This is a genomic window from Thermodesulfatator autotrophicus (assembly GCF_001642325.1).
In the GTDB taxonomy this organism is placed as follows: domain Bacteria; phylum Desulfobacterota; class Thermodesulfobacteria; order Thermodesulfobacteriales; family Thermodesulfatatoraceae; genus Thermodesulfatator; species Thermodesulfatator autotrophicus.
Genome location: NZ_LSFI01000002.1, coordinates 23,220 through 40,867 on the forward strand (window position 1 = coordinate 23,220; position 17,648 = coordinate 40,867).

General features: G+C 43.2%; 22 protein-coding genes. 6 read left to right on the forward strand and 16 right to left on the reverse strand.

The genetic code is table 11. The annotated features are described in order from the left end of the window. Window positions 1-30 precede the first annotated feature (30 nt). From speD to TH606_RS00595, 6 genes are all read right to left on the reverse strand, one after another. Window positions 31-468, reverse strand: a complete 438-nt coding sequence (gene speD / locus TH606_RS00570) for an adenosylmethionine decarboxylase (RefSeq protein WP_013908468.1) — start codon at window positions 466-468, stop codon at window positions 31-33. Window positions 469-491: 23 nt separating this feature from the next. After that, the gene (locus tag TH606_RS00575) at window positions 492-1,022 is read right to left on the reverse strand and encodes a cupin domain-containing protein (RefSeq protein ID WP_068540524.1); all 531 of its coding nucleotides are present in this window, start codon (window positions 1,020-1,022) and stop codon (window positions 492-494) included. Between the two features lie 414 nt (window positions 1,023-1,436). Beyond that, window positions 1,437-2,657 carry a molybdopterin molybdotransferase MoeA gene (locus TH606_RS00580; protein ID WP_068540526.1) on the reverse strand — a complete coding sequence of 407 codons (1,221 nt, stop codon included), beginning with the start codon at window positions 2,655-2,657 and terminating at the stop codon, window positions 1,437-1,439. After that, window positions 2,644-3,231 (reverse strand): dephospho-CoA kinase, encoded by a 588-nt coding sequence (gene coaE, locus TH606_RS00585; RefSeq protein WP_068540528.1) that lies wholly within the window; start codon window positions 3,229-3,231, stop codon window positions 2,644-2,646. The genes TH606_RS00580 and coaE overlap by 14 nt, the downstream gene beginning before the upstream one ends. Beyond that, the gene (locus tag TH606_RS00590) at window positions 3,209-4,144 is read right to left on the reverse strand and encodes an RluA family pseudouridine synthase (protein WP_068540530.1); all 936 of its coding nucleotides are present in this window, start codon (window positions 4,142-4,144) and stop codon (window positions 3,209-3,211) included. The genes coaE and TH606_RS00590 overlap by 23 nt, the downstream gene beginning before the upstream one ends. Next, entirely contained in the window at window positions 4,141-4,767 is a 627-nt protein-coding gene (locus TH606_RS00595) for a TrmH family RNA methyltransferase (protein WP_068540532.1), read from the reverse strand. Before TH606_RS00595 ends, TH606_RS00590 begins: the two co-directional genes overlap by 4 nt. A gap of 250 nt (window positions 4,768-5,017) precedes the next feature. Between TH606_RS00595 and purB the strand changes: the two genes are divergently transcribed. From purB to TH606_RS00620, 5 genes are read left to right on the forward strand one after another with little or no spacing between them, the layout of a single operon-like run. After that, window positions 5,018-6,340: an adenylosuccinate lyase gene (purB, locus tag TH606_RS00600; protein WP_068540534.1), complete on the forward strand. Its 1,323-nt coding sequence runs from the start codon at window positions 5,018-5,020 to the stop codon at window positions 6,338-6,340. Next, a complete protein-coding gene (locus TH606_RS00605; protein WP_068540536.1) occupies window positions 6,337-6,738 on the forward strand; it encodes a (deoxy)nucleoside triphosphate pyrophosphohydrolase in 402 nt (133 codons plus the stop codon). Before purB ends, TH606_RS00605 begins: the two co-directional genes overlap by 4 nt. A gap of 4 nt (window positions 6,739-6,742) precedes the next feature. Then, the gene (locus TH606_RS00610; protein ID WP_068540538.1) at window positions 6,743-7,303 is read left to right on the forward strand and encodes a Yip1 family protein; all 561 of its coding nucleotides are present in this window, start codon (window positions 6,743-6,745) and stop codon (window positions 7,301-7,303) included. A 1-nt stretch (window position 7,304) separates the two neighbouring features. Continuing rightward, on the forward strand, window positions 7,305-8,048 hold the full coding sequence (locus TH606_RS00615) for a metal ABC transporter ATP-binding protein (protein ID WP_068540540.1): 744 nt from the start codon (window positions 7,305-7,307) through the stop codon (window positions 8,046-8,048). Beyond that, window positions 8,048-8,857 (forward strand): metal ABC transporter permease, encoded by an 810-nt coding sequence (locus TH606_RS00620; RefSeq protein WP_068540542.1) that lies wholly within the window; start codon window positions 8,048-8,050, stop codon window positions 8,855-8,857. Before TH606_RS00615 ends, TH606_RS00620 begins: the two co-directional genes overlap by 1 nt. A 338-nt stretch (window positions 8,858-9,195) precedes the next feature. Here TH606_RS00620 and nadB read toward each other — a convergent pair whose 3' ends face one another. Genes nadB through TH606_RS00640 form a run of 4 tightly spaced genes read right to left on the reverse strand, consistent with a single transcriptional unit; the run spans window position 9,196 to window position 13,934 of the window. Further along, window positions 9,196-10,824, reverse strand: coding sequence for an L-aspartate oxidase (gene nadB / locus TH606_RS00625; protein ID WP_068540544.1), 1,629 nt, complete (start codon window positions 10,822-10,824; stop codon window positions 9,196-9,198). After that, a complete protein-coding gene (locus TH606_RS00630; RefSeq protein WP_068540546.1) occupies window positions 10,824-12,050 on the reverse strand; it encodes a cofactor-independent phosphoglycerate mutase in 1,227 nt (408 codons plus the stop codon). The genes nadB and TH606_RS00630 overlap by 1 nt, the downstream gene beginning before the upstream one ends. After that, window positions 12,047-12,523, reverse strand: a complete 477-nt coding sequence (locus TH606_RS00635; protein ID WP_068540548.1) for an FKBP-type peptidyl-prolyl cis-trans isomerase — start codon at window positions 12,521-12,523, stop codon at window positions 12,047-12,049. Before TH606_RS00635 ends, TH606_RS00630 begins: the two co-directional genes overlap by 4 nt. A gap of 46 nt (window positions 12,524-12,569) precedes the next feature. Further along, the gene (locus TH606_RS00640) at window positions 12,570-13,934 is read right to left on the reverse strand and encodes a sensor histidine kinase (protein ID WP_068540550.1); all 1,365 of its coding nucleotides are present in this window, start codon (window positions 13,932-13,934) and stop codon (window positions 12,570-12,572) included. 137 nt (window positions 13,935-14,071) lie between these two features. On the opposite strand from TH606_RS00640, the gene TH606_RS00645 reads away from it, so the two are divergent. Further along, window positions 14,072-14,527 carry an RrF2 family transcriptional regulator gene (locus tag TH606_RS00645; RefSeq protein WP_068540552.1) on the forward strand — a complete coding sequence of 152 codons (456 nt, stop codon included), beginning with the start codon at window positions 14,072-14,074 and terminating at the stop codon, window positions 14,525-14,527. Here TH606_RS00645 and TH606_RS00650 read toward each other — a convergent pair. Genes TH606_RS00650 through TH606_RS00670 form a run of 6 tightly spaced genes read right to left on the reverse strand, consistent with a single transcriptional unit; the run spans window position 14,520 to window position 17,603 of the window. Then, window positions 14,520-14,957, reverse strand: coding sequence for a HEPN domain-containing protein (locus TH606_RS00650; protein WP_068540554.1), 438 nt, complete (start codon window positions 14,955-14,957; stop codon window positions 14,520-14,522). The two genes, TH606_RS00645 and TH606_RS00650, sit on opposite strands and share 8 nt — an antisense overlap. After that, the gene (locus TH606_RS00655; RefSeq protein WP_068540556.1) at window positions 14,950-15,756 is read right to left on the reverse strand and encodes a hypothetical protein; all 807 of its coding nucleotides are present in this window, start codon (window positions 15,754-15,756) and stop codon (window positions 14,950-14,952) included. The genes TH606_RS00650 and TH606_RS00655 overlap by 8 nt, the downstream gene beginning before the upstream one ends. A gap of 3 nt (window positions 15,757-15,759) precedes the next feature. Next, the gene (locus TH606_RS00660) at window positions 15,760-16,146 is read right to left on the reverse strand and encodes a DUF6115 domain-containing protein (protein WP_068540558.1); all 387 of its coding nucleotides are present in this window, start codon (window positions 16,144-16,146) and stop codon (window positions 15,760-15,762) included. Window positions 16,147-16,148: 2 nt separating this feature from the next. After that, window positions 16,149-16,331, reverse strand: coding sequence for a hypothetical protein (locus TH606_RS11445; protein ID WP_157627816.1), 183 nt, complete (start codon window positions 16,329-16,331; stop codon window positions 16,149-16,151). 4 nt (window positions 16,332-16,335) lie between these two features. Further along, window positions 16,336-17,220, reverse strand: coding sequence for a hypothetical protein (locus TH606_RS00665; protein WP_068540560.1), 885 nt, complete (start codon window positions 17,218-17,220; stop codon window positions 16,336-16,338). Next, window positions 17,220-17,603 (reverse strand): chemotaxis response regulator CheY, encoded by a 384-nt coding sequence (locus TH606_RS00670; protein ID WP_068540562.1) that lies wholly within the window; start codon window positions 17,601-17,603, stop codon window positions 17,220-17,222. The genes TH606_RS00665 and TH606_RS00670 overlap by 1 nt, the downstream gene beginning before the upstream one ends. Between the last annotated feature and the right edge of the window lie 45 nt (window positions 17,604-17,648).

Below are 17,648 nucleotides of genomic sequence, written 5' to 3' on the forward strand. Positions count from 1 at the left end.
GCCTTTTAAGTTTCTTCTTTTAACAGCTTCTTATACGGTAAACTGATTGCGTTCCGCCCTGATAAAACGTTCTACCGTTCTTATAGAGCGGGGGAATTCAAGTCCACGGTCAAGGACTTTTATCTCGCTCTTTTTGACTTCAAAAATTTTAGTAATATCACGAATAGCCTTGTCCACGTCAAAATCTTTACAGGAAAAAATATCCACACTCATATAAAGTTTTTCCGGGAAAGTGTGAATACTTATATGACTTTCAGCAATGATTACAAAACCAGATATGCCCCAATCTTCAGGAACCGGTGCGTGATACTTAAAAACATAAGGGGGCATAATTTTTGTCATTTCAATTTCTGCCGGGTAATTGCTCAGGAAATCGTAAATAAAATCAATATCCATGAGCTTTTCCCGGTTACACCCATAACCGTCAAGAATTAAATGTTGACCAAAACCGTATTCTATCTTTTCCATGGCCTTCCCTCCTAAGCGAAAATTTAAAAGGTGGGCGGGGATACCACCCACAGGATTTGGGCCATGGAGCGCCCCACGTTCTCCACGAAATGGCGCTTGTCGGCCCGAAAGTAAAAACATTCACCTTTACGGAGCTTCTCGGCTTGTGCTCCTATCCAGAGCTTCACCACTCCCTTCAAAATAAAACCAAACTCTTCGCCCTCGTGGGGCGCATCCGGTGTGGTTTTCTCCCCTGGTTTAAGGGTAACCAACACCGGCTCCATTATTTTTTGCCCTGATCCCGGGATCAAAAACTCAATTCCGCTACCTTCTATCTTCTGGCGGTCTTCCTGGCGAAAGACCACCCGCTCCGCACTTTCCTCTTTAAAGAACGTCGCTAAATCTGTTCCCAAGACATCTAAGATATCTTTTAAAGTGACTATCGAGGGATAAGTTAAATCCCTCTCAAGTTGAGATATATAACCCTTAGTCAAACCAGCCCTGCTAGCCAGCTCTTCTTGTGTAAGATCATTTGCTATTCTCAATTTTTTTATTTTTTCTCCTATCTTGAGCATATTATGGGCTTAAAGCCCAGCCTCCTTAAACAATAAACCTGAACCGGCCCTTTAAAAGACCTGGTCCAGGTTTGATTACAATCTTTAAACAAAAAGTTTAATGTTAGTGTGCGCCGTTCATATAAAAAACATTTTAGGAGTTGTCAAGAAGTGAATTCAAAAAAATTAATTTTTGGCATGTTAATTTTGGCATAATCGTGTCATCCCACAAGATTGCTTTCGCCACTTTGTGGCTCGCAAGGACGGAAAGAAAAAGACTCGCATGACTGGCCCAGTTGTCACTGCGAGGAGCGTGTAAGGCGCGACGAAACAGTCTCCCAATCAGATCGCTCCACGGCACGGCTAGTGTCTCGGAAGCAAGATTACTTCGCTTGCAATGACAAAGTTAGAAAGAAAGGCCAGCCTCGTTAAAATCTAAAACGAGCAGGAACAGAAAGGTTTTAATAGACGCACACAAAGAGGCTCTCCTGCTACTATTATCGTTTTGCCTTCTGGGAGAACAGCCAGGGCCTCGGCCTGGCCTAAATAGCTCAAGCGGCTTTTAAAAGGTGAGGCTTCAAAATATACCTTATCTTCTTCTTTAAAAAGTTTACCGAAGAAAAACTGGGTCCAGTGTTTTTGCCCTGAAAGGGGTTTACGATTAAAGGCTTTTATAGTGGGAAAGGGGTCCATGTCCCGGCCAGAAAGCTTAAAAAGTCCTGGCAAGGCTAAATTCAAAAAGGCCATCTGGTTTGATGGAGGGCCTCCTGGCAGGGTAAAAATCACTTTTTCGTCAACTTTGCCAAAAGAAACTGCTTTACCTGGCCCGATACGCACGTAGTTAAAAATCTCTTGCCAACCAAGGTCTTCAAGGACTTTTAGCACCAGATCTTTAGGGCCCCTCCAGGCTCCACCACTGGTAATCAAGACGTCGTTCTGGGAAAAAGTTTCTTCAATGGCTTTCTTTAATGACGATTTTTCGTCATTGATTAACGCCCAGGATACCGGAAAACCAAAGTGTTTACACCAGCTAACCAGGGTAACCAGGTTACTGGCATAAAGTTTACCGGGCTCAAGAGGTTTTCCAGGGGCTACCACCTCGTCTCCAGTAGCAATTATCTTAACTTTAGGTCGGGGAAAAACTTTGACCCTATCAAAGCCAGCTGCTGCTAAAATTCCCACTTCCATAGGTGAAAGAAGGGTGCCTGCCTTCAAAATAATGTTATCTGCTGAAAGGTCTTCTCCTCTTTTAAGGACGTTCAAACCACAGGGAGCATCAGCCAGGGCTAAAATCTTGTCTCCTTCCACGCGACTGAATTCTTCAGATAAAACGGCATTGGCACCTTGAGGCAAAGGGGCTCCAGCCGTAATTCTCACACAGGTGCCAGGCAGAACTTCAAAATCCTCGTCTCCTCCGGCAAAAACCTGGCCAACGAGATTAAGGACAACAGGATTTTCTGGATTAGCTTCAGAAATATCCTCAGACCGCACGGCAAAACCATCTTTAAGGGATACATCCCGATTGGGTACATCTACTTTTGCTATCACGTCTTCCGCCAGAACAAAGTCTTTTGCTTCCCAAACGGGCAAATAAATGGGTGGAAAAGGACTTAAGTGCTTGGCAATAAGGGTGAGAGCTTCTTTAAAAGAAATCATTTTTAATTTTTTCCTCAATTTTGGGAAGTGAATCCGTGCTTTCAATTACTAAATCCGGAAAAATTTTTTCCGGTAAATCTTTCTTATAACACTTAAGAAGTTCTTTGGCGAGCTTTTCATCTTTTAAACGCTGGCTCAGGCGTTTGAGTAAAACTTCTTCTGGAGCTATGACCCAGATAACCCGGTCAAAAAATCTCTCCCAACCGCCCTGGTAAAGAAGAGGAATTTCAGCTACCACCAGTGGTTTGTCCCTATTTTTGTCAAACCAGAGCAGAAGACTATTTTTGACCAGTGGATGGAAAATTTCTTCAAGTTTTTTTTTAATTTCTAGATTTGTCAACATAGCGCAAAGAAGCTTACGGCGATTAAGCTCGCCTTCTTTAGTCAAAAATTCCTTACCAAGGGCTTTTATCACCTGGTGAAATCCGACCTTACAAGGTCCAGATAGCTTTCTCACTTCTTCGTCAGCTGAAAAAACCGGCACTCCCTTTTTTGCAAAAATTGAAAGCACGGTGGTTTTTCCCGCCGCTGGTGGGCCGGTTATGGCCACTCTAAGATTTTTGGCGCAACTCATTTAAAAGCTCCTCAAAGTCTTCTGGCAAAGGGGCCTCAAAGGCAAGGTCTTCACCGGTAACGGGGTGCTTAAACTCAAGGCGGAAGGCGTGAAGCATCTGCCGCCTGGCTTTTGGGCCATGAGGTCTTGCCCCACCATAAAGTTCGTCTCCCACTATGGGGTAGCCTATAAAGGCCAGGTGCACTCTAATTTGATGGGTGCGCCCGGTTTTGGGTTCCACCTCAAGAAGGGCCGCTTTAGAGAATTTTTCCCTTATCCGGTAAAAAGTTATGGCCTCGCGGCCACTTTTAGCGTGAACCGACATCTTTTGCCGGTTTACAGGATGCCGCCCAATGGGCTTTTCTATTTTTCCCGCTGCTAATCTCGGAACACCATGCACCAGAGCAAGATAAACCTTTTTCACCTGGCGGTCTTTAAACATCTGGGTTAAGGCCTGGTGGGTAGGGTCGTCTTTAGCCACCACCAAAAGGCCTGAAGTGTCTTTATCAAGGCGGTGCACAATCCCCGGCCTTAGCTCTCCACCAATACCAGAAAGGTCTTTTAAGCGAGCCAGGAGCCCATGGACAAGTGTGCCCTCGTAATGCCCTGCCCCGGGATGCACTACTACCCCAGGGGGTTTATTTATCACGGCCAGATGTTTATCTTCATAAAGTATCTCAAAAGGCACTTCTTTCTCAGGTTTTATTTCAAGAGGTTTGGGCGCAGGCACTATGACTTCTATTTTCTCATCTGCTTTAATTTTATATTTCGGTTTTTCAACTATATTTTCGTTTACTTTCACGTGTCTGCTTTCAATTAACTTTTTGGCTTGCGAGCGAGTAATTTCAGGGATTTTTTCCGCCAGAAAGCTATCAAGGCGTTTACCTTCATCATCTGGTAGCACCTTGATTTTAAAGATTTTCCCTTCGCTCATGAAGAAAGCCTTCCCCTGGCCTTATCTTTGATTACTCGCCGATAGGCCCATTCTTCAAGGATAGCCTCCATTTCCTCTTGAGAAAGATGCGGCGTCTCATAAAGGCCCTTTTCCTTTCGCTGTCTTTCTGCTTCGTAGAGAATAATCCCTGTAGCCACAGAGACATTTAGACTTTGCACCATGCCGTGCATGGGAATTTTGACCACCAGGTCAGCTAGCTCGCGCACTGTTTCTGAGATTCCCTCAAGTTCGTGCCCTACGATAATAACGGTGGGGCTGGTGTAATCTACCTCGCGAAAATCAATAGTTTCGGGAAAAAGGCCGGTGGCCACCAGTTGAAAGCCCTGGTCTTTCAGGCGGGTAAGGGCTTGCTTGACATCGTTTTCGCGGTGAAGCAAAAGCCAGCGATGGGCCCCACAGGTTATGGCGTCATTTATTGGAAGTTCGCCTTCATGGAAATAATGTACATTAAGCACACCTACGGCGTCTGCTGTACGTAAAATAGCACTTACGTTGTGGTAATTCACCACGCGCTCAAGAAATAGGCGCAAATCAGGCTGGCGCCTTTCAAGCACCTTTTTTATGCGTGCGAGCCTTTCTGGAATAACTAAAAAATCCTTCATAAAGGCCTCCCTTTGGGTTATGATTTTTAGCCGATAATAAAGTCTTTGCAAAATTTATTAATGAGAGCGTAAAACAGATGACAATTTTTTGGGGTGTCATGGCGAGCAAAGCGAAGCAATCTTTATCCTGAGCAGTAGCGAAGGGATCAGAGATCGCCACGGCGACTACGTCGCCTCGCGTGACGCTCTGTAATGTAAAAAATGCTCCTATTAATAAAAACCGCATAATCAGAACAAAAGGAGAAAGACTATGATCGCACGTTATACCCGAGAGGTAATGGCTAAGCTCTGGAGCCCAGAGGAAAAATTAAGGGCCTGGCTTTTGGTGGAAGTGCTGGCTGCTGAAGCCTGGGCCAAACTAGGTAAAGTGCCAGAGAGTGCCATAAAAGTTATCCAGGAAAAGACCAGGCCTTTTCTGGAAAAAGGTTTTAGCCCTGAAGACGTATCTCAGGTGGAAGAAATTGAACGTGAAACCCGCCATGACGTTATCGCCTTTTTGACCTACATGGAACGCGTAATTGGCCCTGAAGGCCGCTACCTCCACCTGGGCATGACTTCCTCTGATATGCTTGATACTGCCATGGCCTGGCTCATGAAACGGGCCATGGAGATTATCCTGGAAGACACCGATGAACTCCTTGAAGTTTTAAAACGTCGGGCCTTTGAGCATAAAGACACCGTCATGATTGGCCGCACCCACGGCATCCACGCCGAGCCCATAACTTTCGGATTAAAGTTCGCCCTGTGGTACGAAGAAATGCGCCGCAATAAAAGGCGCCTTGAAGCTGCCCTTGAAACTATTTCTTACGGCAAGCTCTCAGGTGCAGTGGGCACCTTTGCCCACATTGAGCCTGAAGTTGAGGCCTATGTTTGTGAAAAACTGGGCCTTAAACCCGAGCCAGTCTCAAACCAGGTAGTCCAGCGTGATCGTTATGCCGAATACATGGCGGCTCTAGCGGTGATGGCTGGCACGGTGGAAAAAATCGCCACGGAGATAAGGCACCTCCAGCGCACCGAGGTGCTTGAGGCCGAGGAGTTTTTTGCCAAAGGGCAGAAGGGGTCTTCTGCCATGCCACACAAGCGCAACCCCATTCTCTCAGAAAACCTGTGCGGCCTGGCTCGTATGGTGCGTGGCTATGTCATGCCTGCCCTTGAAAACGACGCCCTCTGGCATGAGCGGGACATAAGCCACTCTTCAGTAGAGCGAGTAATAGTGCCAGACGCTACCACCCTTTCAGACTTCATGCTCAAGCGCTTAACAGGTATGCTGGATAAGCTGGTGGTTTATCCTGAACGCATGAAAAAGAACCTGAATCTTTTAAGGGGGTTAATTTACACCCAGCCCCTTCTTCTTGCCCTTACGGAAAAGGGGCTTCCTCGGCAGGAGGCCTATGTGATGGTTCAGCGACGGGCCATGGAAGTCTGGGAAGATGAAAGTAAGACTTTTCCAGAAGTAGTGAAAGGTGATCCAGAGATAACCAAACACCTTTCATCTCACGAGTTAGAAAAAATTTTTGACCTTAGCCATTACCTGCGGCACGTAGATACTATTTTTAATAGGGTTTTCAAATGAAAAGGTTTCCCGTGGTAGCGGCCTGTTTATTAAAAGATGGCAAAATTCTTCTAACTCAAAGACCTCCGGGGAAAATAAGGGGAGGGTTCTGGGAATTTCCTGGCGGGAAACAGGAAGAAGGAGAAACACTTGAACAGGCTCTTAAGCGAGAAATATTAGAAGAACTTGGCCTTAAAGTTTCTGTAGGCCCAAAACTCGCTCAGGTTGATTTTGACTATCCTGAAGCGGCTATAACCCTTTACTGCTTTAGCTGTGAAATAGTATCAGGCAGCCCCAGGGCCCTTGAAGGACAAAAAATTGGCCTATTTTTACCTTCTGAGATAGAAAAATTACCACTGGCACCGGCTGATAAGCTATTATGGGAAAAACTAAAACGGGCCTTTAAGGCCGGGAGGTAATGAAATGAATTTACTTTCACGCGCTAAAAAAATAATCCTTTCTCCCAGAGAAGAATGGCAGGTAATATCCCAGGAAGACTTAACATTGACTGATCTATATCTCAATTACGCCCTGATTTTTATTCTTGCCGTATTTATTGCCAGTTCTTTAGGTTTAGTCTTATTTAGCCCTTTCCCGATGGGGCCTGGCCTCCTGGTAAGGCAGTTAATACTTAGCCTATTAGCAGGTTTAGGAAGCCTTTTTATTATGGCCTATATTGTTGATTTTCTCGCTGTCCGTTTTGGAGGAGAAGCCGACCTGCTTGCTTCCCACAAATTGGTAGTTTTCTCTTCAACCCCGGGCTGGGTAGGCGGGCTTTTAAGTATTTTCCCGCCGGCAAGTATTATTGGCCTTATTTTTGGTTTATACGGCATTTATATCTTCTATCTCGGAGTTCCCGTTATAAAGAAAGTTCCTCAGGAAAAAGCGGTTTTATTCACCGTGGTGGTTATTTTGATATCTCTGGTCTTTTTCTCCCTGTTGGGTTTGCTTTTAAGCCCTTTTTCCATGTACGCTACCAAATAAAATGGACGTTCTTGTAGAAATAAGGCATCTGTTCTTCTGGTACGGCCAGCGCCTGGTGCTAGAAGACATTAATTTTGACATAAAAAGAGGCGATTTCCTGGCCATTCTTGGGCCAAATGGCTCAGGGAAGACCACCCTGTTAAAATGCATCTTAGGGCTGCTTAAACCCCAAAAAGGTGAAATTAAGCTTTTTGGAGTGCCTGTTGAAGAATTTTCTGAAAAATGGCGTCTTGGTTATGTGCCACAGAGAGCTATTGCCCTGGTTGACCCGGTCTTTCCTCTATCAGTAGAGGAGGTAGTAGGGTTTGGTCTTTTACCCAAGAAAAAATTTCCCCGTTTTTTGGCCAGGGCTGATAAAGATGCCATTTTAAAAGCCCTAAAACAGGTTGAAATGGAAAATTATCTTCATCAGCGTATTTCAAAGCTCTCCGGCGGACAACAACAGCGAGTCTTTATTGCCAGGGCCCTGGTTAGCCGCCCTGAAATTTTAATCCTTGATGAACCTACTACTGGTATTGATGCCGCCACTCAGGAACGCTTCTATGACCTTCTGGCAGAGTTTAACCAGAAAGGTTTAACTATTGTCATCGTTACCCATGATATAGGAATTGTTAATAAGCATGTAAAACAGGTGGCTTGTCTTAACCGCAGGTTAGTTTATCACGGCACTCACGAAGAATTTTGTTCTTCACCCAGGCTTCAACAAATAATTGGTGAACATCACCTGGTAATTCATAGGCACTAATGATTTTTGAGCTTCTACAGTACGACTTTTTCAAGCGCGCTATTCTGGCCGGGGGCTTTCTAGCCTGGGCAGCATCTATCCTGGGAATATTTCTGATTCTTAGGAAAGACGCCATGATGGGCCACGGCCTCACTCACATAGCCTTTGCTGGAGTGGCTCTTGCTCTTCTTTTAAATGTTCTTCCCTTTCCGGTAGCCCTTATTTTTTCGGCGCTGGCCGCCTTTCTTATCTTAAAAGTACGCGAAAAGGTTGGCCTTTACGGAGACACAGCGGTAGCTATTCTATCAAATCTTGGTCTGGCTGCTGGCATTTGCCTGGCTACGCTGGCCAAAAACTTCAATGTTTCCCTGCTTTCTTTTCTCTTTGGAAACATTTTAGCGGTAAGCCCTGTTGAACTTTATTTTTCAATAGCCTTAGCCCTGGTAGTAATAGCAAGCCTTTTACTTTTTTATCACGAACTACTTTACATAACTTTTGATGAAGAAAGTGCCAAAGCCGCCGGGCTCCCTGTAGCCAGGCTTGATGCCCTGCTGGCCCTACTTACCGCCATAACCGTGGTGGTTGGCATGAAAATAATGGGGCTGTTATTAGTGTCAGCCCTTCTGGTTATACCCTCAGCTGCAGCCCTACAGGTAGCCAATAATTTTCGTTTATGCCTGGGGCTTGCTTCCTTTTTCGGAATAGTTAGCGCTTTTTTAGGTATAATTTTAGCAGGCATTCTAAACCTACCCGCTTCAGGGACTATTGTCCTTTTTTCTGGTCTCATTTTTGGTCTAAGCTTTTTATGGAGGATTATTAAAGGCGAATAAAGCCATTTTATTAATGAGGGCGTAAAACACGAGCCTTGCGATAACACGATGTTATTGTTAAAAACTTTCTGCAAGGGTTGCCTCAGTATTACCTCAAAAAGTACATCGCTGATACAACCTTTATAGGGCTGGTAGGCGTTAGCTTGAGCTTAGGTAAAAGCTAGATCATTGATATCAACGGCAGGGGTGATTTTAACTCTGATTGCGAGGCATACACTGAAAAACTTGTTCTCCAATACACTTTCTAACATAACTAGAGAAAAGGAGGCCTTAAGCCTCCTTATCATTGTTTTTCGCAAATCCCTTAAAAATACCCAAAAATAACCTGAAAACGGAAGTTAGCTTTCCCTGGCGCGCCAGAGAACGGTATCTTTGCGAAAAAGGGCATCGTTTTTCTGGGGATATTCCACCATAAAATGTGTTCCCCGGCTTTCTTTACGCCTTAGAGCACACTCAATGACCAGCTTGGCCACGTGAGCCAGATTTCTCAATTCAATAAAGTCCGCGGTCAGGATGTAAGCCCAGTAGTGAGCTTCTATTTCTTCAAGAATGGAATTAAGCCTTTTTTGAGCCAGACGAAGCCTTTGTTCAGTACGTACTATGCCCACATAGTTCCACATAAGACGCCTTATAGCATCCCAGTTGTGGGAAATAAGGACTTTTTCCTCCATATCTACGGCGCCACCAGGGTCCCAGTCAGGCACAGCAGGAGGCTCAAATCTCTGGTAAAGGGGCCATTCTTTTTTCAGGTGAATTGAAGCCTGATGGGCAAAGGCAAGTCCCTCAAGGAGAGAATTTGAAGCCAGACGGTTAGCACCGTGAAATCCCGTACAGGTGCATTCCCCTAAAGCGTAAAGACCTTTTATGTCTGTAAGGCCATAGCGGTCAGTAATAATGCCACCGCAAAAATAATGGGCCGCAGGAACAACTGGAATAGGCTCTCTGGTAATGTCAATACCAAATTTTAAACAGGTCTCATAGATGTAGGGAAAACGTTTGATGATAAAGTCTTTCGGTTTATGGGAAATATCCAGATAAACACATTCTTTTCCCGTTTTTTTAAGCTCAAAATCAATGGCCCGGGCTACAATATCTCGCGGGGCAAGCTCTTTTCTTTGAGGATCATATTTATGCATAAAAGGCTTGCCAAAAGGATCAAGTAGAATGGCTCCCTCGCCTCGTAAAGCCTCGGAAATGAGAAAATTTTTGGCCTTGGGATGATAAAGGCAGGTGGGATGAAACTGCACAAACTCAAGGTTAGCTACCCGGCAACCAGCCCTATAAGCCAGGGCCATTCCATCCCCTGAGGCCACATCAGCATTACTGGTATATAGATAAACCTTTCCGGCCCCTCCTGTGGCTAATACCGTAACCCTGGCCAGAAATGTTTCTATTTCGTTAGTCTCTTCGTTTAAAACATAGGCCCCGAGACATCTTTCATGCCCAAGGACCTCTCGTGGACAACCACGGTAAACCTTGCAAAGGGTTATAAGATCAACAGCCAGGTGGTTTTCAAGTATCTCTATGTTAGGATGCTCGCGGGCATGAGAAAGTAAAACCTGTTCTACTTCCCGGCCGGTGTGGTCTTCCACATGAACGATGCGCCTACGACTATGCCCTCCTTCTAAAGTGAGATGTAGTTTTGAAGGGTCTTTAGGATCACGGGTAAAAGGGACTCCCAAATCAAGGAGTTCTTTAATACGGTCAGGGGCCTGACAAACCACTAACGAAACGGTATCTTCTCGCGCCAGGCCATCTCCAACCCTCAAAGTGTCAGCAATATGGAGATCAAAGGAATCGTCTTCTGCCAGAACACAGGCAATACCACCTTGAGCCAAAGTGGTATTGGCATCTTCAGCTCGCTTTTTGGTGATAATGGTAACCTTGCCAAGATCAGCTATCTTAAGGGCCAGGGAAAGACCGGCAATCCCTGACCCAATTATCAAAAAATCTGTCTTTCTTGACATTATTCCTCAGGAAGATTGGGCTCTCTTTCCAGAAAATGACTTAATAATTTTTCCCCTGTCTTAAAAAACAGGCCAGTTTCAGTAGCGTCTTTTTCATTATAGCCCTGACTGCGCTTTATTTGCGGCTGGCGAGAATCATAAATGGCAAAAGGTACTGGCCTTGAAGCGTGGGTGCGCAAAGAAATAGGGGTGTAATGGTCTGTCACCACCATGAGGCGATATTCTCCTATTTGAGCCGTAGCCTCTTCAAGGACAGTGCGCACCACATAGCGGTCAAAATCCTGGATGGCTTTGATTTTCAAGTCAAGAGAACCTTCGTGGCTGGCTTCATCAGGGGCCTCTATATGGAGAAATACGAAATCTATATCTTCTTTTAGGGCCTCAATGGCAGCCATGGCCATGCCTTCGTAGTTGGTATCAAGATAACCAGTGGCTCCTGGCACGATTATAATCCTTAAGCCGGCAAGCACTCCGAGCCCTTTTATTAAGTCCACTTCAGCTACTACTGCTCCATTTAATCCCCACTTTTCTTCAAAAGGTTCAAGCCGTGGCATTCGCCCCTGACCCCAGGGCCAGAGGGCATTGGCCGGATTTTTACCCTCTTCCCTGCGCTTTATGTTTATGGGATGTTTTTCCAGAAAAGCCATGGCTTTAAGGAGAAAATCTCGCAAAATGGGCTCATTTTCATAAACCATCCAGGCTTCGTATATATCCCTGCCTAAAAGATCATGGGGAGGATAAGTCTTTATACCTTCAGGACCTCCTCGCCAAACAAGTATATGACGATAGCTTTTCCCAGGATGTAAAAAAAGCTTATCACTGGAAAGGTGCTCATTTAGCTCTTTGATAAGGACATGGGCCTCTTCTGTGGAAATATGGCCTGCACTGTAGTCATACATAATGTAGTGGTCATCTACCTTTTTTATGGTAACGAGGTTACAACGAAAGGCTACATCTTCAGGACGTAAACTTAGGCCAAGGCTCGCTGCTTCTATAGGCCCCCGGCCTGTATATTGATACTCAGGGCGATATCCAAGCAGAGACATATTGGCCACATCGCTTCCAGGTTCCATCCCTGGAGGCACCGTCTGAACCAGGCCCAGGTCTCCATGTTGAGCTATAAAATCCATACCTGGTGTGAGTGCTGCTTCAAGGGGGGTCTTTCCATCAAGCTCTTTTAAAGGGAAATCGCCCATCCCGTCACCAAGAAGTATTATGTATTTCATTGCTCCCTCCTCGCTTCTTCCTGACCTTGAGCGTCAGAGTCCCTTTTCTTTATGCCTAAAATATCTACTTCAAAACGCAAGGTCTTCCCTGCCAGAGGGTGATTAAAATCCACTACCGCCAGGCCTTCTTCTACTTTTTTTAAAATAGCCGGGTGAACCACACCGTATTCATCTTGAATTTTTACTAGAGAACCTGGATTTATACCCTCTGGCAATTTTTCAGCAGGTATTATCTGGAGTTTTTTAGGGTCATATTTCCCGTAATGTTCTTCAGGAGAAACTAAAACAATGACACGTTCTCCAGTCCTGTGACCTACTAAAGCCTCTTCCACTGCTGGCATAAACTTACCTTCTCCCACTTTAAGGACGATCGGTTCTTTTGAAGAATCGACCACTTCTTTGTCAGCTAAAACCCTGTAGTTAACGAGTATTTCGTCTCCAGGCTCTATAACGAGGGAATCTTTTTTATCCAAAATTTCCTCCCTTTCTATCTGGAGCATAATATTATCAAAGCGCCAGTCAATGACATTTTATTTCTTTATCTGAGTCTTTATCTATTTGAGGCGGGGTTTTTAAGGGAAGAATAAAATAAAAGTTATTGCCCAGAGGAGTTGGTTCATAACCAACCACACCTCCGTGTAATTCTATAACCTTCCTGACGAAATAAAGCCCTCGCCCAAAACCCGGCTTACCGTTAGTATTACTACCACGCCAGCCCTCTTCGAAAAGCTTTTGGGCTTCTTCTGGGCTGAGGTGAGGGCCGGTGCTGAACACATTAAATTTTATACCATCTCGCCCTGGGCCGAAATAATCAGGTATCACCTCACGTCCAAAAGAAATAAATTTTATCTTTTCTCCCTTTTCGTTGGTTACTTCCTGAGCATATTTTAAAACGTTACTGAAAAGATTAGCATAAACTTGTGAAAGGAGCCCCACGTCAACGGCTAAAACGAATTCTTCTTCTGCTGGAACTCCGCCCAAACGGTTATCTATCATAATACCAGCCTGTTCAAAACGTTTACGGTATCTTTCAAGCTGGGCTTCAATAATTTCTTTGGCAAAACGGCAGGGCCTGCGCCGCAAAACAAATCGGCCTTCTCTGAAGTGCTCTTGCCTGAGAAGGCTTTCTAGAAAAAGGCTGGTATTTTCATAATGTTTCTCTATTTGCTGATAACAGCTAAGCAATTCTTGATAAAGATTTTCTATCATTTCTTTTTCTCTGTCACTAATATCTTTATCAGTTAAAATTGTTTTTATTTCTTTTAATGAATCTATTTTTTTTCGTAATTGTTTAAATAAGTAGCGATAATAAATATTAGGTATAATAACATTGTGTTCAATATCAGCTACCAATTCATTTACAAATCTTATGTGCTGTAGTATTTGATCTATAAGTAACTTTATATGCAAACTATAGCCAATACGGTTAGCATATTTCTGGAAGAAAAATTTTTCCTGTTCAGAAAGGTTATTTGCCTTTACTTCAAGGATTCCCAGCAAGTCTTTTTCTTTATGAGCAGGAATGAGATTTAAAAGCTTGCGATTCCCTACAAAAGGAAAAAAATGGCGGTTACCCTCTCTGAAATATTCTCTTTTTAAAGGAAGGTTGGTTTTTTGAGGGTATTCTAAAAGGCCCTTTTCACTTGAGGCCACCAGCTCAACATAATTATCTCCTTGAACCAGATACAAAAAACTTTCGTGGTCAAAAAACTCTTTGGGGATTAACACACAGAGGCGATAAAAGTTTTTGATAGAAGCAAACTCCTGGGCCAGATCAAAAAAGGCCCAGAGGGCATAAAGCTGTTCTTTTGAGAAATTATATTCATCGTATAGGTCTTTTTTAGTGAGAAGACGTTCTCTTATTGTTTTTAAGCTTATATCCATATCTAAAATCTAAATTGAAAACAGCCAAAATTCAAATCTGGAATAAAAAACTCCAGTTTAATCTTAAAAAAATTTTTGTTGACTTTTGAAATATATTATATTTTCTATCAAATAACAGCATTTCATAGGAGTACATCATGAAAATAACCACCAGAAGCAGGTATGGAACCCGTATGATGATAGAATTAGCCAAACATTACCGTCAGGGCCCCCTCCAGATAGGAGAGATTTCTAAAAGGCAAAATCTGTCGGTAAAATATCTGGAACAGTTGATTATACCACTCAAAAAAGCCGGGCTCATAAAAAGTGTAAGGGGGCCTAAAGGTGGGCATATTCTTGCCCGGCCGCCTGAAGAAATTACTGTCTGGGACGTGGTTTCCGTGCTTGAAGGGATAGAAGCCCTGACCCCCTGTATTGTTAAGCCAGAGCTCTGTGAACAAAGCGATACCTGCCCCACCCGCGATGTATGGGTTCTATTAACCAAAACTATTGAAAATTGCTTAAAAAGCATTACCCTGGCTGACCTGCTTAAAAAAATGGAAGAGGGAGAAGAGCCGACAGTTGAAGTAAAGTGCCCCTTAAAAGCTATTTAAGTCGGTGCTCAAGATGATTAATGAGTAGCTTGGCGGCCTCTATCACTCTTTTAGCGTCATGGGTGGTTAAAGGGCCAAGCTGCATGGAACCATCTAAAAATAAATCCTCGTGTTTAGCCAGCCTTTTAAATAAGTCCAAAAATTTAACCGCCTCTCTAACCGAGCGAGGAGCGTTTTCCCCTTCTGGAAATCTTAAAAAAAGTTCTTCAAGGGAAGAGGCTGAAATTCTTTTTTCGGCTTTACGTTCCAGGGCTTTTAAAGCTTTACGCGCCGCCTGCCAGGCCAGATGAGCGGAAAGATCAGGCTCTTTTTCAAGAATTTCCTCGGCACGTTTTAAATCTTTATAAGAGCTCGCCAGCCAAGAGGAAGGTTTTTGAGATTCTAAAATGGGTTCTTTTTCCTGGCCTTTTCGCTTTAAAAATTTAAACATTTAGCTTCAAAATTTGCCCAGGTGTAGCAGAAAGTCTATCACTTTTAATAATAACCTGCTGTTTAAACTCCGAAAACATTTCCTGTAACCCTGGTAAGGCTTTTTGGGCTTTTTCAAAGGCCTCTTCACTGGCAAAGTTGAGCTGAATAGTTAGCCCTCCCTGGTAACATAAAAACCTTGCTTCCATAAGGCCTAAACGAGAAAGAAAAACCACTAGAACAAAAACGCGCTCGCCTTTTCTTCTGGGGACACTGCTATCTTCTGCGAGATAACCCCAGGAAACACGGTCTCCTATAATAAAGGGGATTAAAAATTGGCCTTCTTGCCAGTTTTTGAGCAAAAAATCCCGCAATTCTTTTTGGATTGGTTCTTTTGTTTCGTTTGCCCCTGTCTTTTCCTTTTTTAACAGGTTAGCTAGGAAAAATTCTAAGACCTTTTCCCGAGGAACATCTTCTAAAAAAGGAGGCTTTTTTCCAAGGGCTTTAAAAATATTACCTAAAATCAGCAAAAAATTTTCCTTAGAAAGAACCTTTTCAAGGCCAAGAGATAGAACTAGAGGTGGCCCCAGGGAAACAACCTTGAGCTTTATTGACTGGCCAGGTTTTAAAAGATGCAAAGGCACCTCATCAGAGATAAGGGCTTCTAAACGCTCATGCCCCACAAAAAGTGTTAATAAACGGCCTTCTATAGTTTCTACTTTGGCGCTGATTACCTGCCCAGGCCTTAATCCTTCAATAAAGCCTTCAGGCAACTGCCTTAAGGTTAACGGTGCAGTAAACCTGACTGGAGGAGTTATCATGATTTAGCCTTTTCTTTTTTTTACGGCAAGAATAAGATTTACTTCACCTTCCTGAAGCCCGGTTTTTTTGGCTATTTCTGAAATATCAAAACCTTTTCGAGCCAGTTCATAAACCCTGTTTTTTATATCTTTGGCATCTTTACGCGTTGATTCCCAGGCATTAGCCCCGGTTTCAAGAGCGGTAATAATTTTTTCTGAGAGTTCTTTTTTTTGAGCCAGGTTTTCTGAAAGTTTTTCGCAAAGTTCATTAGCGGCTTTTAATCGTTTCTCTACTTCATCAATAGGGATTTGCCCCACACGCCTTAACTGAAGATAGAGCAAAAAAAGCAAAAGAAGGAGAATTAAATCAAAAATAGCCTGAAAAAGAAAAAAAATAGTTACATCAGCCATATTCACACGCAAATATTAATTATTTTACCTTTGGGTAAAGACAATGATTCTTTGGATTTTTTCTCTTTCTTTTTGATGAACTTTTTAGCCGGCCTTCCTTCACGATGAGGGAGACGTTTGGAAGGATCTTCTACCCGCATCATTAGATAATTAACAGAATATAGTCCTTTTAGTTCATCAGCCATGATCTTATTTTAAGATATAACCACTTACTTTCACATCTATTGGTACTACATCAGCAATCTTTTTCTTTGTCAAATAATTTAAGAATTCCTTTTTAATGATTTTTTCCCCCTGGGGGTTCTCCCACACGTAAAGTGGGACATTACGTAATAAGCGATAAAGGTGCTCTCTTAAGAGAAGTTCGTTCCGTTTGGCCATTTCATAGTCCCTTTTATTAGCAAAATAAAGGATAACCTTGGCTTTTACGAAAACATTTTCTCCTGAATTTTTCTGATAAGGGATAAGAAAATTTTTAAGCAGCAACATTTTTTGACTTTCTACTGCTATAGGTGAGGCCACCAGAGGGACTTGTTTTTCAGCCTTAGGGGGAGGAGTTTCAGGTTTAGCCGGTTCCTTTTCAGGGATAGTAACTAGCGGTTGCTGGTAAAGCTTCAAGAAAGTAAAAACTCCAGAGGCCAAAAGAATAGCAGGGATCAAAATAGCAAGAACAAGCCAAACTATACCTAGTTTTGAAGCCTGTTCCTCTTCATCTTTGTCTTCTGGTTCATCTTTCTCATCTTTGTCTTTTGAATCTCCTTCCTGAGAAGAATCCTTTTCGGATTCAGAAGTATCTTCTTCTTCCAACAATTCCTCATCAAGGAGGCTGGCTAAGGGGTCTTCTCCAGGTAAAGGGGCACCATCTTCCCCGGTATTTTTTTCCTTTTCTACATCTAATTTTTTGTCGGGTTCTTCTTTGATTGCCTCAGAATCTTTAGCTTCATCCGTTTCGGCAGCGGATGTTTCAGAGGGGGAAACTTCCCCCTCCTCATCTTCTATTAAAAGTTCAGCCAGAGGGTCATCCTGCTCTTCTTCAGGGGGTTTATTTTCTAAATTTTTTTCTTCTTCAGGCATCAGCTAAAGATTTTTTTCAATTTTTCCTGCAAAGTTTCAGGTGTAAACGGCTTAACAATATACTGGTTAACTTTATATTTTACCGCTTCTATAATATTTTCCTTTTGCGCCTCAGCCGTTACCATAAGAAACGGCAAATCTTTAAAGCGTTCGTCACTTCTTACCTTTTTCAAAAGTTCAATACCAGTCATTTTGGGCATATTCCAGTCAGAGATAATAAGATCCACCTTTTCGCCTTTATCAAGAATTTCCCAGGCAGTAGTACCGTCATCAGCCTCAATGATATTTTTAAAACCAAGCTGAAGCAAAATGTTTTTGATAATACGGCGCATGGTAGCAAAGTCATCTACCACTAGCACTTTCATATTTGTATCCATAAACATCAACCTCCTTAATTTCGTTTCTTCGTTACTTATCGGTCAGCTTGA

What these genes read in the sequence shown, in the direction of transcription:
- TH606_RS00650 (WP_068540554.1), bottom strand. Translation starts at nt 14,957, where the DNA reads ATGTTTAAATTTTTAAAGCGAAAAGGCCAGGAAAAAGAACCCATTTTA.
- coaE (WP_068540528.1), bottom strand. Translation starts at nt 3,231, where the DNA reads ATGAGTTGCGCCAAAAATCTTAGAGTGGCCATAACCGGCCCACCAGCG.
- nadB (WP_068540544.1), bottom strand. Translation starts at nt 10,824, where the DNA reads ATGTCAAGAAAGACAGATTTTTTGATAATTGGGTCAGGGATTGCCGGT.
- TH606_RS00615 (WP_068540540.1), top strand. Translation starts at nt 7,305, where the DNA reads ATGGACGTTCTTGTAGAAATAAGGCATCTGTTCTTCTGGTACGGCCAG.
- TH606_RS00645 (WP_068540552.1), top strand. Translation starts at nt 14,072, where the DNA reads ATGAAAATAACCACCAGAAGCAGGTATGGAACCCGTATGATGATAGAA.
- TH606_RS00580 (WP_068540526.1), bottom strand. Translation starts at nt 2,657, where the DNA reads ATGATTTCTTTTAAAGAAGCTCTCACCCTTATTGCCAAGCACTTAAGT.
- TH606_RS00670 (WP_068540562.1), bottom strand. Translation starts at nt 17,603, where the DNA reads ATGTTTATGGATACAAATATGAAAGTGCTAGTGGTAGATGACTTTGCT.
- TH606_RS00595 (WP_068540532.1), bottom strand. Translation starts at nt 4,767, where the DNA reads ATGAAGGATTTTTTAGTTATTCCAGAAAGGCTCGCACGCATAAAAAAG.
- TH606_RS00620 (WP_068540542.1), top strand. Translation starts at nt 8,048, where the DNA reads ATGATTTTTGAGCTTCTACAGTACGACTTTTTCAAGCGCGCTATTCTG.
- TH606_RS00605 (WP_068540536.1), top strand. Translation starts at nt 6,337, where the DNA reads ATGAAAAGGTTTCCCGTGGTAGCGGCCTGTTTATTAAAAGATGGCAAA.
- purB (WP_068540534.1), top strand. Translation starts at nt 5,018, where the DNA reads ATGATCGCACGTTATACCCGAGAGGTAATGGCTAAGCTCTGGAGCCCA.
- TH606_RS00590 (WP_068540530.1), bottom strand. Translation starts at nt 4,144, where the DNA reads ATGAGCGAAGGGAAAATCTTTAAAATCAAGGTGCTACCAGATGATGAA.
- speD (WP_013908468.1), bottom strand. Translation starts at nt 468, where the DNA reads ATGGAAAAGATAGAATACGGTTTTGGTCAACATTTAATTCTTGACGGT.
- TH606_RS00660 (WP_068540558.1), bottom strand. Translation starts at nt 16,146, where the DNA reads ATGGCTGATGTAACTATTTTTTTTCTTTTTCAGGCTATTTTTGATTTA.
- TH606_RS00665 (WP_068540560.1), bottom strand. Translation starts at nt 17,220, where the DNA reads ATGCCTGAAGAAGAAAAAAATTTAGAAAATAAACCCCCTGAAGAAGAG.
- TH606_RS00630 (WP_068540546.1), bottom strand. Translation starts at nt 12,050, where the DNA reads ATGAAATACATAATACTTCTTGGTGACGGGATGGGCGATTTCCCTTTA.
- TH606_RS00610 (WP_068540538.1), top strand. Translation starts at nt 6,743, where the DNA reads ATGAATTTACTTTCACGCGCTAAAAAAATAATCCTTTCTCCCAGAGAA.
- TH606_RS00575 (WP_068540524.1), bottom strand. Translation starts at nt 1,022, where the DNA reads ATGCTCAAGATAGGAGAAAAAATAAAAAAATTGAGAATAGCAAATGAT.
- TH606_RS11445 (WP_157627816.1), bottom strand. Translation starts at nt 16,331, where the DNA reads ATGGCTGATGAACTAAAAGGACTATATTCTGTTAATTATCTAATGATG.
- TH606_RS00655 (WP_068540556.1), bottom strand. Translation starts at nt 15,756, where the DNA reads ATGATAACTCCTCCAGTCAGGTTTACTGCACCGTTAACCTTAAGGCAG.
- TH606_RS00640 (WP_068540550.1), bottom strand. Translation starts at nt 13,934, where the DNA reads ATGGATATAAGCTTAAAAACAATAAGAGAACGTCTTCTCACTAAAAAA.